We start from the raw sequence: 15,082 nt of genomic DNA, 5'->3' as shown, positions 1-15,082 counted from the left end.
TGGCAAACTGGGCCACTTTTGAGCAAGATATTTTTGCGTTTGCTCTGTAACTGAATTGTTATCTTGACGAGCCCGTTGCCTTAATTGGGCACGGCGGGTTCTCAAAGGAGCTTAGCTTGTAAAAGCTATGTTTACTTCATGGCAAAACAAGAATACCATTTTACCGTTATCATTGAACCCTGTGAGGAAGGGGGTTTCTATGGAGAATGTCCTTCTTTACCGGGTTGTCATGTGCAAGGTGAAAGTTACGAGGAAACTCTCAGTGAACTGCGCCATGCCATAGCCGGTGTCGTTGCTGATTTACAAAAAAATGGTGAAGAAATTCCCAGCGATTCAGTAACCGTCACTTCACTGCATGTTGCGGCTTAAAAAAATGTCAACGCGCTTTCCAGTCGTCACTTCAAAAGAAATTGTCCGCGTGTTGGAAAAAATGGGTTTTGTTTTTGTCCGCCAAACCGGTTCCAGCCATGCCATCTACAAGCACCCTTCCAAAAACAAAAGAACCGTAGTCCCTATCCATTCGGGCGTTTCCCTAAAACGAAGGACGCTGAAGGCCATTCTCAGGGATGCAGAATTGGACATTGAAGATTTAAGAAAATTGCTCTGACCTGAGGCTTTTTAGGACTTGGGTGCCTATTGCTTTTAGGGATTCGAAAACGCCTTTGCCCTCGGTGGCGGTGGTTTCAAAATCGGGAACATTTCTGGGATTTAGCAAACGTTTTAATTCGGCAACCGGCACGGCATTGGGAAGATCTCTTTTGTTGTATTGAATCACCATTGGAAGAGTTGTGAAATCACTGCCTTGATCTTCCAGCATTTCGGTCAACTCCAACATACTTTTCATGTTTGATTCTAGTTGTTCCAACTGGGAATCGGCCATAAAAACAACTCCATCAATCCCCTTCGAAATAATTTTGCGGGCGGCTTCATAGGCCACATCACCGGGGACCGTGTAAAGATGGAGACGCACCTGAAAATTTTTGTAATTTCCCAATTCAAGGGGAACAAAATCGAAATAAAGCGTGCGGTCTTTCGTGTTGGAAAGAGAAATCAATTCACCGCGCTTTTCCTCTTTGATGTTCTGGTAGATGTAACGAAGACTGGTCGATTTTCCGGAACGCCCGGGACCATAATAAACAACCTTACAATTTATCTCTTTATTTTGCTCGTTGATGAATGCCATAAAAATCTTTGTTTGCTCGTTACAAAATCAGAGAGAACATTGTGCGAATACGGTGATAAGCGGCGTTGTTCAATCCGGGAACTGCGTCATAATCCAACACACGACTGTAATCGAGTTGGAGTTTGACGTTGTTTTTGTGGATGTACCAGTTCAATCCACCGCCAAATTCGTTGGCATCATTGTCCGGTCCTTCTCTGAAAATCTGCGCGGCGTTGATCTGCAATTCCAGTTTCTTAGGCATTACATAATAACCCGCGTTTGCGTAATAGCCTTTGTCGATCAGATAACCATCCGCATTGGTGTCAACCGAGGGAACACCGGCTGTGCTAGTGTACTTTGATTTTCTGTAATACCCCGCACCATTGACGGCAAAGCCACGGTACCGAAATGCAAAATCACCCACCGAAGACCAATCCCATTTGCGGGTGATGGTGGAAACAAAATCGTCGGGAGCTTGCACGTCTTCAAAGATAGTACCCAGACCCAACACCAGTTTTGGAGTTTCAGACCAGGCAAAATCGGTCTGGCTGGGAGGAATAGAACCCAAAATATTAAATTCGAGGCGGCCTCCGTAAGAAAGGTTGTTATCGCTATTCTCGGGAATGAAACCGCTTCCGTTGACAACACCCGCCTCATATCTGAAATACTTTCCAATATCACCGCTGATCGTAAGCCCCAAATCATCAGAGGAACCAAAAGATTGACGAGCAATAGTCAGATCTTTAAGACCGTCTGTCTGAGTTGCTGTAACCGGTGGCTCCACGGCCAAAAGCCAGCTTGAAGAAACCGATTTTTCAAAAGGGAGAGAAACGATTCCCATGTCGACTGAAAAATAAGGAGCAACATTGTAAGCAACATCTCCTAAGAAAAGAATTCTTTGAGCGGTAGCATTGGGAGGGGCTGTTCTTGTCTGAACAACCGCGGCCCAGTCAACCTTTTCATAAATAGTTCCCGATGTCATGATACTCGCACGGCGAACCGCGAAGGTGTCCGAAAAAGAATCCGGTGTTATAAATCTTCCAGTGGAGGAATTAAAAATCTTTTGGAGGCCGGTCTTTTTTTGCGTAATCTGCTGAACCTGAACTTTGCCTCCCACTTTCATTTTAAAATTGTCGTCGGCGGAGCGAATATAAAAACCACTATCCCATCCGGAAGATTTTGGTTCCGCGGGAAGGGGTTGAAACTCATTGACATTGATTGTTTGGGCATAAACGGCACGACCTGCCAAGATCAGGACTACCAACAACAAGATGCGAATTGTTTTGCTTCGAAACATACGGATTCTCCTTTGCAAGTTTTTAAAAAAAATGAATGTTGAAGCGTCATATATAAAAGTACCGCAATGCGCAACCACAAATATTACGCCATTTTAAGGGCATTCTCTTCCAGTCTTCGAATTTGGTCCCGAAGATCTGCCGCTCTTTCAAAATCGAGTTTTTTAGCGGCGCCCAGCATTTCTTTGCGAAGTTTTTCCAATATCTTGGGAAGGGCTTCCAAAGTGGGAATTTCAAGGGGTGTCTCGCCGGGAATGTCGGGGTAGTCCTGCTCGTAAATAGAGGATAAAACGTCGGAAATTTTCTTTTGGATCGTGGCGGGGGTAATGTTGTGTTTCTTGTTATAGGCTTCCTGTTTTTTGCGCCGTCGCTCCGTTTCACTAATAGCCGCCTTCATGGAACGCGTTATTTTGTCAGCATAGAGAAGGGCCATCCCATGAATATTACGGGCCGCGCGGCCGAAGGTCTGTATTAAGGAACGTTCGGAACGCAAAAAACCCTCTTTGTCCGCATCCAGAATGGCGACGAGGGAGACTTCCGGAAGATCGAGTCCTTCTCTTAAAAGGTTAATACCAATCAGGACATCAAATTCTCCCAAACGCAAATCGCGCAAAATTTCGATTCTCTCCAAAGTTTCAATATCGGAATGAAGATAGCGGACCTTCAACCCCTTCTCCCGATAAAATTCGGCCAACTGCTCGGACATTTTTTTGGTCAGCGTTGTCACGAGCACGCGTTCTTTTGCGGCGATTCGTTTTAAAATTTCCTCGTAGAGATCTTCGATTTGTCCTTCGGTGGGGCGAATTTCAATTTTTGGATCCATCAAACCGGTGGGACGAATCACCTGCTCAACAATCTCTCCTTTTGATTTTTGCAGTTCGTATTCAGAAGGAGTGGCCGAAACATAAACAACTTGATGCACCCACTTTTCAAACTCATCGAAACGAAGGGGTCTGTTGTCCAATGCAGACGGAAGACGAAAACCATATTCAACAAGCGTAGTCTTGCGCGCACGGTCTCCTTTATACATGCCCCCAATTTGCGGAATCGTAATGTGACTCTCATCGATGATGAGAAGAAAATCGCGCGGAAAATATTCAAGCAAGGTGGGAGGCGCCTCGCCCGCTTTGCGGTCGGTGAAGTAACGCGAATAATTTTCGATGCCTTTGCAGACGCCCATTTCTTCCATCAGTTCCAGATCATAGCGGGTTCGTTGTTCAATGCGCTGGGCTTCCAAAAGATTGTTGTGCTCTTTAAAATGTTTCAGACGTGCTTCGAGTTCTTTTCCAATCTCTTTGATGGCCTTCTTGAGATGTTCTTCGGGAGTTACAAAGTGGCTGGCGGGATAAATACATATCTCATCCAATTTGCCCTGAATTTGACCGGTGAGTGGATCAATCTCCACAATTTTTTCAAGTTCATCTCCGAAAAATTCAAGACGTACCGCTTTGCAATCTTCATACGCCGGAAAAATTTCAACCGTGTCGCCGCGCACGCGGAAAGTTCCGCGGTGAAAATCATAATCGCCACGCTCATATTGAATCTCAATCAGTTTTGACAACAAGGTAGAGCGCTCCAAAGGCTTTCCAACCGAGGTCCGCAAGAGCATGCCGTGATAAGCCTCCGGTGAACCCAAACCATAAATGCAGGAGACACTCGCAACGATGATGACATCTTTACGCGTGAGTAAGGCGTGCGTTGCCGAATGACGAAACCGGTCAATCTGTTCGTTGATGGCCGAATCTTTTTCAATGTAGAGATCCCGCGACGGAACGTAAGCCTCGGGTTGGTAATAATCATAGTAGCTGACGAAATATTCAACGGCGTTATTGGGAAAGAGCTCTTTGAACTCGGCATAAAGTTGAGCGGCCAGCGTTTTGTTTGGGGCAATCACCAGAGTCGGTTTGTTGACGTTGGCAATCACATGGACAATCGAAAAAGTTTTTCCCGATCCGGTCACTCCCAGCAAAACCTGATCTTTCTTACCTTTGAGAACCCCTTCGGTGAGTTTTTCAATGGCCTGAGGTTGATCTCCCTTGGGCGTGAAGTCGGTGGTGAGTTGGAATTTTTGCATGTGTGTTAGAGAGCGCTATAGGCTTTTTTGTAATGTTTTGCCAAGAGATCGAGTTTACGATCAAAGGTCCATATAAAAGCGTCTTCCAAAAGAGAAGAATAAACCAGTTGGATATCGACCAGAGAAAAGCCAAGACCAAAAAGTTTTTCCTGCTCTACAAAATCTTTCAGGACCTCTATGGAATGAATCGCCGCCTTCGGTAATAATCCCAAATCATTCAGGCGATTTTGTCTTGGTTTCCCCAAATGCCCCACCATCAATTCTCCCAAAATCCAAGGATGCAAAAGCACTTTTTCGGTTTCGACAAGCAGGCCCAAAGATGTGGCTGTTGTTTTGCCGTGAAAGAAATCAATCCAGACACTGCTATCCACCAAGATCATCGTATTCTTCGCCTTCTGGGGAGTTTGGCTTCCGGGATTTTTCCAAAAAGCTGTGCCACCCGTTTATAGGCGGCACCTTGAATCAATGCCTTCAATCCCATGTGAATAAGCCGGGTTTTCTCTTCAACGCCGGTAGCCTCGACGGCCTCACGGTAAAGCGCCTCGTCCAAATTAAGTGTTGTTCTCATATGCATAGATATGCACCTTTTATATGTATCTGTCAATGTTTGGCTTTCACTTCTGAGGCAATCCAGCCGAAAGAACGGACCAGATTTTCGAAATCTTTCAAACCGGCATTGAAGGCGGTTTCGGTGCGGCTACTGAGGACAAAAAGAACCGCCACTTTTTCGATATCAATGAAAGTCACGGCTTCATAAGCATTGCCGGAGCAAAGAAAACTTCGTGTCTCTGAAGGGTTTTTGATTTTGACCGTCAGCGATTTTTTCTCGATTTTTCCCTGCGGGCAACGTTGTAAAAAATCGGCTTCGTCTTCCTTTATAATATCCTGAATCTGTCTCTTTCCCTTCTTCAAAACTCTCGCATACATCACGGAAGAAGCATCGGCCCAAGTTTGGCCTTGCGGGTACAAAATGAGATTGAGTTCCGGCGGGGCATTGGAAACATCCAAAACCCATTTGGTCGGCGCTTCCACGGAAAAAGCAAAACCTTCACCATAGATAATGCGTCCTTCAGCCCACAATGGGATGGAGAGAAGCATCACCAACAGAAATGCGGATTTTTTTATGATTGTCATTTGGGACTCCTTCCCGGAAAGGGGGGTAAAATTGGGTTTATATCATGTTGATTGCGATAATTCAGATCAGGAAAGGATTGTGAGATAGAATCGACGACTTCCACGGTTCCATTTATATCTCCTGCATCTCTAAGAATACGAATCTCGTTGATTAATTCAATCACATCACGGTTTTGCATTCGAACGCATCCTTGCGTTGGCGCCCAACCCTGCTCAGGTTTGAAAGGATCAGGCACCAGTTTGCTCTTGCCTCCTCCGTGAATTGCGAAACCATTGCGCCTATATTTGTTCTTGGCAATGAGTGCATTGCCGGAAACAGGTTCCATATTTATTTTTCCTAATCCATAAGATTTATCATTATCTATTTTTCCTTTTCCGCGAGGCCATCTGCCAATTTCGGAGCGCTTAAGTCCATGACCCGGATCGTTGCGAGCCCGCTCGTTGATTTCGGAGCGCTTAATCACACGGTCCGGATCAATCTTATAAGTCCCCGTGGGTGTATCTCCATTCGTTATGGTCCAATCATGATTTCTGATAGATTTCTTCTTTCCATCTCCCATTCCCTCCGTTCGCGACTCCCATCGTCCAATCTCTTTCCGATACTGATCGTACAGTGTCATCTCGTTTCTGCTCTTATCTACAACCAACGAATACAACCCCAGCGGATCAAAATTGTTGATGGGGTCGCCGCCGGCATAGGCATACAAATTCATTTCGGGTGCGGAAAAATCTCTAGGCGGGTTTTCATAAAACAGATCAATATCGAGAAGAAGTGTTTTTTCACCATCCCTCACAAAATTAGGAATGGTGGTACGAGAGGCTCCTCCCTGACCTTGATGGTACGAGAAATTGCGGGGAGTAAAAACGCTCGAGTCGGCAAAAAAATTATTTTTGTAGCCGAGCGGATCGGGCGTTATAAATTCCCGCAACTCCGGCGCGTAATAACGCATGCGTAAATTGACAAGTCTGGTTTGCCCATCAAATGGGCGCGCGATATAGCCCAGAAAATTTCCTACCTGCGAATCCCGCAAGAGGTTGCCGTTGTTGTCGTGAATTTCCATCGCTCCAAAGGGGGAATAGTCATAACGTTCTAGAATTTTTCCGTCCGCGTCACTCAAAAAACGAACGGAACCTCGGCGGTCTTGATGATAGTAATAATTTCCTTTTCTTTCACCGGAGTGATTCATCAGCAAAAGAGGGGTATCGAAATGATCGGCATAAATAATGCTTTGCGCCGCCGTCCCTTTTGAAAAAGTTTGGATGGTTTCCCACTCATCGTAACTGAACTCTTCCTTGTCCGTGCGGGCTACACGATTAAAGACATCATAAGTATAACGTGAAAGGGATTCACCATTTTGATTTTGAATTTCGATCAGGCGCCCCCAATCATCATAGCGATACAAAAAATTCCCGTCCTGTCTCACCAAACCAGCCTCATCGCGGCTTGGCCGCCGCAACGGCGGCTCTTCCAAACTGAAAATATCCTGCACTTCGGGTGTGGGAATGATTTCTTTTCCTTCCACAAAAGTACCTGTCATTTTTCTACCGGTATCAAACTGCCGAATGATTTGAAGCTTTGAAGGATAATCGAGGGCGATCTTGTTTCCCTCCTTGTCGTAATTTTTGTAGACCCAGCGTCCGTTCAGCGACTCGCCGACCGCGTGGGAAAAGGAATCCCAAACGAATCGGGCGGAGATGTCATCTCCGGCATCATCGGGTTCGTTAAAATCAATCGACTCGATGAGGCGCCCCAATCCGTCATAAACAAAATGCTGTTCCTGCCGTCCGGCATGGCGGCAAATCGGTTTGCCATCCTTATTATAATCAAACCGCCAAGCAAGACCTCTCCGGTCTATTATCCCCGTCAGACGGTCGGCGTCATCGTAGGCATATCTGACTTCCGTGCCGTTGAGATAATGTTCCAGCGACAGGCGATTTTGCGCATCATAGGCATAAGTTGTGGTCTCGCCATTTTCCGCGGTGAGGACCGCCAAACGCCCATTGTCATCCCACTCCAGTTTCGTTTTTTCGATTTGAATCGGACGACCGAGGGAGTCTCGAACGAAGCCATTCGATTGAATGCCATTCTGAGGCCTTAAGGCCGAAGAATCTCCCGTGGACTCAAATGGAGATTGCTTCGCTTGCGCTCGCAATGTCATCTCAATCCATGTGCCCTTTTTCGGATTGTCGCGAAAAAGATATCTAAAATATTTTGCGATTTTTTCTTGTTTATATTCCCATTTTTCTTTCGCCAATAATTTTCCGTCGCCATCCCTCTGTTCTTTTTCGACAACATAGCCCTCTTCATTAAGTATGTATTGAGTTTCATTTCCCATCGGAGTTCGAAAACCGGTATTTCTGCCGAAAGGATCGTAAAAATAGGTGGTCTTGTTTCCTTCCCCATCAATGACCGCAACCAGATTGCCATCTTCATCGTATTCGTATTTTTCAACCGACTGTTCTAATGTCCCAAACCCGCGAATCTTCTGCATAAGCCGTCCCTCATCATCGTAGACAAACCGATCTTCATTCCCCATCGGATAAACAAAACGGGTGAGATGGCCTTCCGGGTCTTGTTCATAACGCGTGGTGATGGCGTGATCACCATCCAAAATTTCTTTTTTCGCGGTGAGTCGATCGAGCACGTCGTATTCAAAAGAGACTTCGAGTTTCCTTTCGGGAATTTTCATCTGGATGATGTTGTCGTTGGCATCATAGCGGTAAAAACGATTTTCTCCTTTGATGTTTTCTTTGATCACCAAGTTGGAGGCGTTCACTTCCAGTTTTCTGGTTTCGCCGTCGGCACTTGTCACGGAAATAATATTTCCCCACAAATCGTATTGATAAAACGGCTCTGTCTTTTCTGAAATTGTCGAGGATTCGGGATGAGAAGAACTATTCAGAATCAATTTCGTTCCATCCCTCGCCACCATTGTTCTTTTCACCAACTTCGGTCCTTCCCACTGGTATTCAATTTTCAATCCGCTCGGAAAAATTTCCGCCGTACACAAACCGGCTTTGTTGTATTCAAACTGACGCAGTGTTTTTTGTGTTTCATTTTCTTTCACAAGTTTTCGGCGCAACAAATGTCCCTCTTCATCGTGTTCATAAAGATGCAAGATGCCTCTGCGATCCTTTACCCACGTATTTAAGCCATCATATCTGGCTTCAATGGAAGCCGTCTCATTCCCATATTTTTGCATCATCACCTTTCCAAAATTTTCACCCGACTCGCCGTAATAATTTTGCAAAAAGATCTGACCTTTAGGATCCATCATTAAAATCAGGCGATGTTTGTCGTAATGGTAATGGGTGGTTTTTCCTTTTGGAAAATCAGGCGTACCCGGAGAGGTAGCGGCAATGAGTTCGTGTTCTTTGTTGTATTCAAATTTCCAGACACGCCCCGTGAAATCTTCAACTCTTTCCAGCAATCCATCGGGTTGATAGAAAAATTGGAGAGTATGCTGTCTGCCATCTTCCACACGCTGTAAAAGGTCTTTATCCTCATAGACAAGCGTTTGTTCTTCGCCCGCCGCATTGCGAATTTTGGCGAGCACTCCTTCTTTATTAAAATAACGCGTTCCTCCCTCCCAATCTTCAAGCACAAATCCGGAATCAATTTCTTTCAGCGTCAAAAAGAGACCGGCCGGAGATTCAAACCCCTCTTCCATTTGGCGGAAGAAGAATTTTTTACTGGAGTTATCAACATACGTGTATCCGGACCCGTCGGGACTATCCCAGAAAAGAAGACGCTCCGCGAAATTATGAGTCCAGTTGAAACCGAGCGCTCCCATGAATTCGGATTGTGAACGATAAATCCGCGTGAACTGCAATTTCATGTTTCCGCCCGGCAGTGTCACATCGGTCACGGGTAAATAAAATTCTCCCGTGTGCAAAAACACAGGATCAAAATCGGAATCCTGCGAAGGATTTTGCGGCGGAATTTTTTCCACCTTCAGAATTTCCGCCACGGGTCCGGTGATGTGCAAAAAATCGGTGGTTGCCACGGCCGCCCCCGCCAAACCTCCCGAAATTTGTTTGTTCACTTCCTTCAACGTTTCTTTCAATCCCGAATCGGCATAAAACTTTTTCAGATAATCCATGGGCGTTTTGCCTAAAATATCCGGCAACAAATCGGGACAGCCTTCTGGAGTGAGACACGGAAGTTTCATCGTCAGGGGACCCAGCATTTCCCTCGACATTTTGTCCAATTCCCCGCGCAAATCTCCCAGCACATTTTCAAAACCCTCCTGAACTTTTCCGGTGGTTTTGTCATAGAGATCGTCGATTTTTTTCAGTTGTTTTTCAAGCCCGTCGAGTTTTTCCAAAAATTGGTTGGCGGGATTCCACTTCGCCATCTGCTTCAGAGCGCCCCAATGAAAACTCCCCACCTGATCCCCGAGCATTTTGACCATCCCGATAAAATCGCCCAGATTAAAAGAAACATACTGTTTGGTGCGCAACTGCCAGAGCATTGTCTCGCTTACCTCTTTGCCCCGCTTGAGTTCATAAAGATTAACGTGCATGCCGGCAAAAGCTTTTGCAAAGTGCATCGCCGCGGAGGCGGCCAAAATACCGCCATAGGCCTGATTCGGCAGATCAACAATATGCAGTCCCATCACCTTCTCTTTTACTTTTGCGAACTGAGCGGAAGGTAAATTTTCCCGGATCTGATTTTGAAGCCCCTGAACGGTCGCCTTGCCGATCAAATCCGACACCTGTTTTGATAAAAAAGCATTCGCATTGGCCTCGGAAAGGGCCTCGGAGGCCTTGGAAAAACTTCTTGTCAACATTTGGTCATACCACGGAGAAATAAGACCATCGAGTTGGTCTTTGAATGATGTGTTCAAAACTTTTTCAACCCGGTCTTTGATCTCTTTCAATTCCTCATTCTGCCCGAATACATCCCGGAGTGTTTTTTCCGCCTGTTTTGGAATCCACGCCTCCAGACGTTTCTGAATTTCGATTTTGAGCTGTTTTGAAAGCTGGGGGTTTTGCAAAAATATTTCTTTGAGGCTTGTTTTGGTTTCCGGTTTTGGATCTCCGGCACCGGGTTTTACCAACTGATGCAACCCTTCCGCCGCCCACTCGGCCATTTTATTTCCCATCTCCTGAATCAATTTTTGTTGAACCTGATCGCTGATAAACCGGTCCACTCCGGGCATTTCGATCACTTCGGCAAGCTGTCTCGCATCTTCCGGAGTCATCAAGTCGGGTGTGGGTGACGCCAACAGCAATCCTAAAAAAAGAAGAAGTTTCACCCAAACCAGAAGAGCAAAATCAGTGCCAGTTTAATGAATGTTTAATGATGCGCTGAGGAGTTGCAAGTGACGAAAACGAAGCAGGCATGTACGGATTTTGGTCTGTTCAAAATGTTCAAATATGTTTATTGGCCACTTTATACTTGGCATTCTTCTTGCTCATATATTTTATGTGATACACACATCGAACACGGAAAGTATTGCCGAACAAATCTTGCTGATCCGTGGTGCACGAGTCATGCTGGACGTCGATTTAGCTGTCTTATATGGAGTACCTACAAAAGTTCTGAATCAGGCGATTAAACGAAACAAGGAACGTTTTCCTTTGGATTTCATATTTCAATTAACTGGAAGTGAAAAAGATGAACTGGTCACAATTTGTGACCGGTTCAAAAATCTTAAACATTCCACCTCGTTACCCTATGCTTTTACGGAACATGGAGCAATTATGGTGGCCAGCGTACTCAATACACATAGGTCCATAGAGGTTAGCATTTATGTTGTACGAGCCTTTATCAAACTGAAGGAAATTTTGGCAACCCACAAAGGGCTTGCTCAAAAACTTGCGGAACTAGAACAAAAAGTAACCAAGCATGATGTGCATATCCGATCCCTATTCAATGCAATCCGGCAACTAATGGAACCAGCAACCCCAACGCCACACAAACAAATTGGATTTCGACAAAAAGAGTGAGAATTTTTTTACATCTTGCCAAATAGAGCGACGAAAATGAAGCGGACGTGTACGGATTTTGGTCTACGGACCAATGCCACAATCATCAAACTTATGCAGAAATATTTTTATTTCGTCTGAAATGTAATGATCATAACTGCCGAAAGACAAATAATTTTCTTCCAATAGCACAAGGCTGTGGTGGGTCCCTCTGTTATCAGCTACGAGCCTCAATTCAAGTTCTCTATCTGCCATTTCGACAATGATTCCCTTTATATTTCTCGTAAACATATTCTCAAATGTTTGCACAGCCGTGAATACTTCTGCTCAATTTCTGGGAATGTAGATGTGATCATTTCTATTGGCTTTATGTAAGATATACGCGACGACATCATTATTACTTGCACATGTCTTATCTGGTGTCATTCTGAGCCGCAGGCGAAGAATCCAGTGAGGACAGTATTGGCATGGGATTCTTCGCTTCGCTCAGAATGACATCTATGCGCAATTACTTATGACGTTATGTATAGATAAGCTTGCTTCTATTTCGGCGGATGATGGTTGTGGAGTTTCAAATTCGATAGCAACCGAATTTCCCCAGACGTCATCACTTAAATACTCGGGACCGGATCAATCTATCAATTTCCATATCTGAAATATCGCCCTCCCTGCCATCAATGTGAAGCGTAACTGTTCTTCCTTTTACCTCATACCATCCGCTCGCGATCAGATCGTCATTCTCACCCATCATCGCCATATGTAATCCTGCGCCCGCCCTCATTTCGATGGAACCATCTTTCAAACGAACAACCACAAACATGTTGACCTCCCGCATCATTGGAAGAGTGAGTGCCTCTGCCAAAGAGGAAATTTTCACATAGGCATCGACATCTGGAGTTTGTCTTGGCGGCGGTTTGTCAGTCTTGTGAAGCATGGCCAATTCATGTGGTTCCAGATTAACATCTCCAATGACAGTCTTAATGGATTCATGGGGGACATGTAACCAATGAGAACTATCCGAGCTATTAGAATTATCCAAACCGTCAAAATCCATTTTGGAACCATCATGACTAATCCTCACCGAACCGCGCCATACAATTCTTTCTCCCTCCAAAACAACTTTGCCATGTGACATAGAGCTTTGAAGCATCCTGATTTCCGTGCCACCGTCAGACAACTTTACAACAATCAATTTTGCACGGGGAGAGGCAGAAATATTGTCTCGTTGCGAAATCATTGCAAGTCCATCAAGAAAAGATTTGCGGTCTGAGGGTATGATAACCAGAAAATACGGATTTTTGTTAAGAAGTCGGAGTCTTTCAGCGATCCCTCTCGCCGGACCAGCCGCAAAGACCGCGGCACGGTGAGGCGAATTTCTTGGCCTTCGTGATGCGCTTGCTCCAACAGCAAGTTGTGCGGAACCGGTCTTGTTTTTCAAAAAGAGAGAGGGATCGAAATGTGTTGCAAAACGTTGCGTGTGTTGTGGGACAGAAGACGGTTTCAATGCCAAAGCACGCAGGAATACTTCAGCAATTTTTGGATCCCTCATGGCTGATTCCAAAAGCCTTCGTTGTAAAACTCTTCTATCATGAAATGGATTGGCCTGTGTTGTTTCAATGAGTGAATAGGTAGCTTGAGCCGTTTCAATATCCGCCGGCTCCACTCCCGCCTGCACAACAAACAATTCAAGGCCGGATTAAAAGGCGATAAGATCGTTAAACGTCTGCAATGTCAGACCAAAAGACATATCTGTTTCCCCTTTACTCTATAATCATCGGCACTTTGCAAAAAAAGTTGCGAACAAAATTTTACCACATGGTACCTGCTACCATATGGTAACCTGTCAGCGGCAAACAAGGGTTGGTTTGGTGCTGAAGTCGGCTTGGCAGACAATGTCGGCGCCGCTGGCTATTTGAATCACTTTTTCGGTTTTTTGATTGGTGGGAGGGTAGGCGACCTGCACTCGATATTCTCCCGGCTCCAAGTGAACGGTGTTCAGAGGCGTTTCCCGATCCCTCACAACTCCCGGAATGGAAACCTGCCCCCATGGTTTGGCCGCCACTTTCAGAGAACCGGGTTTGGGTTCTTCCACCACCACCGTCTTGGCCCAATTTGGGTTGAGGGGACCCAAGGAAAATTTCTCAATAATTTCTTTACCTTTGTCGCTCAAGATTTTGATTTTTCCTTCTTTTTCCTCTTCCACATCCAGATCGGCCAAATGGAAAGGTGTTTCAAAATCTTTTTCCATACCTCCAAAACTTAAATGCCCACGGAACGATTTTGGTTTGGAATTGATGGTGATGGATCCTCTCAAAGGGGGGATGGCAATTTTTTCAGCGACAGACACATTATTTTGCTTCGTGGTTTCTTTTTTGGACGACCTCCATAAAAAACCGCCGCCGAGACACATCAGAAAAAAGAAAAGAATCCCAAAAAAAAGCGGCGTGGGGAAAGATTTTTTCTCCACACCCGTTCCGTTCGAAACGGTTGTCTCAACACCTACTTTATCTTCATTTTTCGGCGATATTTCAGAGAGATACGAAGCCAACTCTGAAGAAGCTGTTCTGAGGTTTTGTTTTTCGATAAACTTTTGCAAGTCCTTCAAAAACTCTGCGGCGGTTTGATAGCGATATTGCGTTTCTTTTTGAAGCGCCTTCAACACAATCCCGCGCAAAATAGCGGGCCACTTTTGCAAAGCGCCCTTCGGGAGTCTTGCTTCCCGAACCTGTTCCAAAGTTGCCAAATCATTTACTCCATCAAAGAGGCGTTTCCCCTCCAACAATTCATAGAAAACAATTCCCAGCGCATATAAATCGGTCCGGCAATCGATGGTTTCTCCGCGCGCCTGTTCCGGAGACATGTAAGTATATTTCCCCTTCACCTGCGCTTGCGTGGTTTCCTGAGAACGGTGATTCCCCTTGGCAATTCCAAAATCGGTCAGTTTCACCTGCCCTTCATAAGAGAGAAGGATATTTTGGGGCGAAACGTCGCGGTGGACCAGATGGATTTTATGGTGGGCATAGTCGAGCGCTTTCAAAACCTCTAAAATAATAAAAAGGGTGATAGAAAGAGGACATTCCCTTTCGGTTTCGACACCCTTCAAAAAAAACCGGCGAAGGTCGATGCCATCCACCCATTCCATCGAGATATAAAAAGTTTTTTCGTCACGTCCCAAATCAAAAATCTGGACGATGTTGGGATGATTGAGATGAACCAATGCTTTGGCTTCATCAATCAACATGTTGATAAAATTGGGATTGTCCGACCAGATTGGAAGCAGACGTTTGATCGCCACCTCTTTGGTGAAACCACTCTCCCCCACAAATTTTCCTTTGAAAATTTCGGCCATTCCCCCCTGCGCAATTTTTTGGGTCATCACGTAACGGCCAAAGGAGTAAGGAAGTCGCATCCCCCACTTTCTTGCAAGATTCATTCCCATTCAGAAACTATTTTTTGTGCAACCAGCGCATATCTTGTCCCCCA

At 45.3% G+C, this 15,082-nt stretch carries 12 protein-coding genes; 3 read left to right on the top strand and 9 right to left on the bottom strand.

Annotation, left to right across the window (positions count from 1 at the left end; all coding sequences use genetic code 11):
* Positions 1–138 precede the first annotated feature (138 nt).
* Positions 139–369, top strand: a complete 231-nt coding sequence (locus tag HY877_02720) for a type II toxin-antitoxin system HicB family antitoxin (protein MBI5299196.1) — start codon at positions 139–141, stop codon at positions 367–369.
* 4 nt (positions 370–373) lie between these two features.
* The gene (locus tag HY877_02715) at positions 374–607 is read left to right on the top strand and encodes a type II toxin-antitoxin system HicA family toxin (protein ID MBI5299195.1); all 234 of its coding nucleotides are present in this window, start codon (positions 374–376) and stop codon (positions 605–607) included.
* Here HY877_02715 and HY877_02710 read toward each other — a convergent pair.
* The 7 genes from HY877_02710 to HY877_02680 form a co-directional block, all read right to left on the bottom strand.
* Positions 590–1,183: a GTPase domain-containing protein gene (locus HY877_02710; protein MBI5299194.1), complete on the bottom strand. Its 594-nt coding sequence runs from the start codon at positions 1,181–1,183 to the stop codon at positions 590–592. The two genes, HY877_02715 and HY877_02710, sit on opposite strands and share 18 nt — an antisense overlap.
* A 19-nt stretch (positions 1,184–1,202) precedes the next feature.
* Complete coding sequence (locus tag HY877_02705) at positions 1,203–2,459, bottom strand: hypothetical protein (GenBank protein MBI5299193.1); 1,257 nt, start codon at positions 2,457–2,459, stop codon at positions 1,203–1,205.
* Positions 2,460–2,542: 83 nt separating this feature from the next.
* A complete protein-coding gene (gene uvrB / locus HY877_02700) occupies positions 2,543–4,531 on the bottom strand; it encodes an excinuclease ABC subunit UvrB (protein ID MBI5299192.1) in 1,989 nt (662 codons plus the stop codon).
* Between the two features lie 5 nt (positions 4,532–4,536).
* A complete protein-coding gene (locus tag HY877_02695) occupies positions 4,537–4,911 on the bottom strand; it encodes a VapC toxin family PIN domain ribonuclease (protein ID MBI5299191.1) in 375 nt (124 codons plus the stop codon).
* Positions 4,908–5,099: a type II toxin-antitoxin system VapB family antitoxin gene (locus HY877_02690; protein ID MBI5299190.1), complete on the bottom strand. Its 192-nt coding sequence runs from the start codon at positions 5,097–5,099 to the stop codon at positions 4,908–4,910. Before HY877_02690 ends, HY877_02695 begins: the two co-directional genes overlap by 4 nt.
* A 32-nt stretch (positions 5,100–5,131) precedes the next feature.
* On the bottom strand, positions 5,132–5,665 hold the full coding sequence (locus HY877_02685) for a hypothetical protein (protein ID MBI5299189.1): 534 nt from the start codon (positions 5,663–5,665) through the stop codon (positions 5,132–5,134).
* Complete coding sequence (locus tag HY877_02680) at positions 5,662–10,926, bottom strand: L,D-transpeptidase family protein (protein ID MBI5299188.1); 5,265 nt, start codon at positions 10,924–10,926, stop codon at positions 5,662–5,664. The genes HY877_02685 and HY877_02680 overlap by 4 nt, the downstream gene beginning before the upstream one ends.
* Before the next feature lie 121 nt (positions 10,927–11,047).
* Here HY877_02680 and HY877_02675 point away from each other — a divergent pair, with 121 nt between their 5' ends.
* A complete protein-coding gene (locus tag HY877_02675) occupies positions 11,048–11,620 on the top strand; it encodes an ORF6N domain-containing protein (GenBank protein ID MBI5299187.1) in 573 nt (190 codons plus the stop codon).
* 586 nt (positions 11,621–12,206) lie between these two features.
* On the opposite strand, the gene HY877_02670 is transcribed toward HY877_02675, so the two are convergent.
* Both HY877_02670 and HY877_02665 read right to left on the bottom strand, forming a co-directional pair.
* A complete protein-coding gene (locus HY877_02670; protein ID MBI5299186.1) occupies positions 12,207–13,283 on the bottom strand; it encodes a hypothetical protein in 1,077 nt (358 codons plus the stop codon).
* 159 nt (positions 13,284–13,442) lie between these two features.
* The gene (locus HY877_02665) at positions 13,443–15,038 is read right to left on the bottom strand and encodes a serine/threonine protein kinase (GenBank protein MBI5299185.1); all 1,596 of its coding nucleotides are present in this window, start codon (positions 15,036–15,038) and stop codon (positions 13,443–13,445) included.
* Between the last annotated feature and the right edge of the window lie 44 nt (positions 15,039–15,082).

The sequence above is a fragment of the Deltaproteobacteria bacterium genome, assembly GCA_016213065.1.
In the GTDB taxonomy this organism is placed as follows: Bacteria; UBA10199; UBA10199; order SPLOWO2-01-44-7; family SPLOWO2-01-44-7; genus JACRBV01.
The sequence above is the reverse complement of the archived record's forward strand: the minus strand, read 5'-3'. Positions and strand labels throughout refer to the sequence as shown.

Excerpts from the sequence above, each read along its gene's own strand:
- HY877_02720 (MBI5299196.1), top strand. The coding sequence starts at position 139 with ATGGCAAAACAAGAATACCATTTTACCGTTATCATTGAACCCTGTGAG.
- HY877_02715 (MBI5299195.1), top strand. The coding sequence starts at position 374 with ATGTCAACGCGCTTTCCAGTCGTCACTTCAAAAGAAATTGTCCGCGTG.
- HY877_02710 (MBI5299194.1), bottom strand. The coding sequence starts at position 1,183 with ATGGCATTCATCAACGAGCAAAATAAAGAGATAAATTGTAAGGTTGTT.
- HY877_02705 (MBI5299193.1), bottom strand. The coding sequence starts at position 2,459 with ATGTTTCGAAGCAAAACAATTCGCATCTTGTTGTTGGTAGTCCTGATC.
- uvrB (MBI5299192.1), bottom strand. The coding sequence starts at position 4,531 with ATGCAAAAATTCCAACTCACCACCGACTTCACGCCCAAGGGAGATCAA.
- HY877_02695 (MBI5299191.1), bottom strand. The coding sequence starts at position 4,911 with ATGATCTTGGTGGATAGCAGTGTCTGGATTGATTTCTTTCACGGCAAA.
- HY877_02690 (MBI5299190.1), bottom strand. The coding sequence starts at position 5,099 with ATGAGAACAACACTTAATTTGGACGAGGCGCTTTACCGTGAGGCCGTC.
- HY877_02685 (MBI5299189.1), bottom strand. The coding sequence starts at position 5,665 with ATGACAATCATAAAAAAATCCGCATTTCTGTTGGTGATGCTTCTCTCC.
- HY877_02675 (MBI5299187.1), top strand. The coding sequence starts at position 11,048 with ATGTTTATTGGCCACTTTATACTTGGCATTCTTCTTGCTCATATATTT.
- HY877_02665 (MBI5299185.1), bottom strand. The coding sequence starts at position 15,038 with ATGGGAATGAATCTTGCAAGAAAGTGGGGGATGCGACTTCCTTACTCC.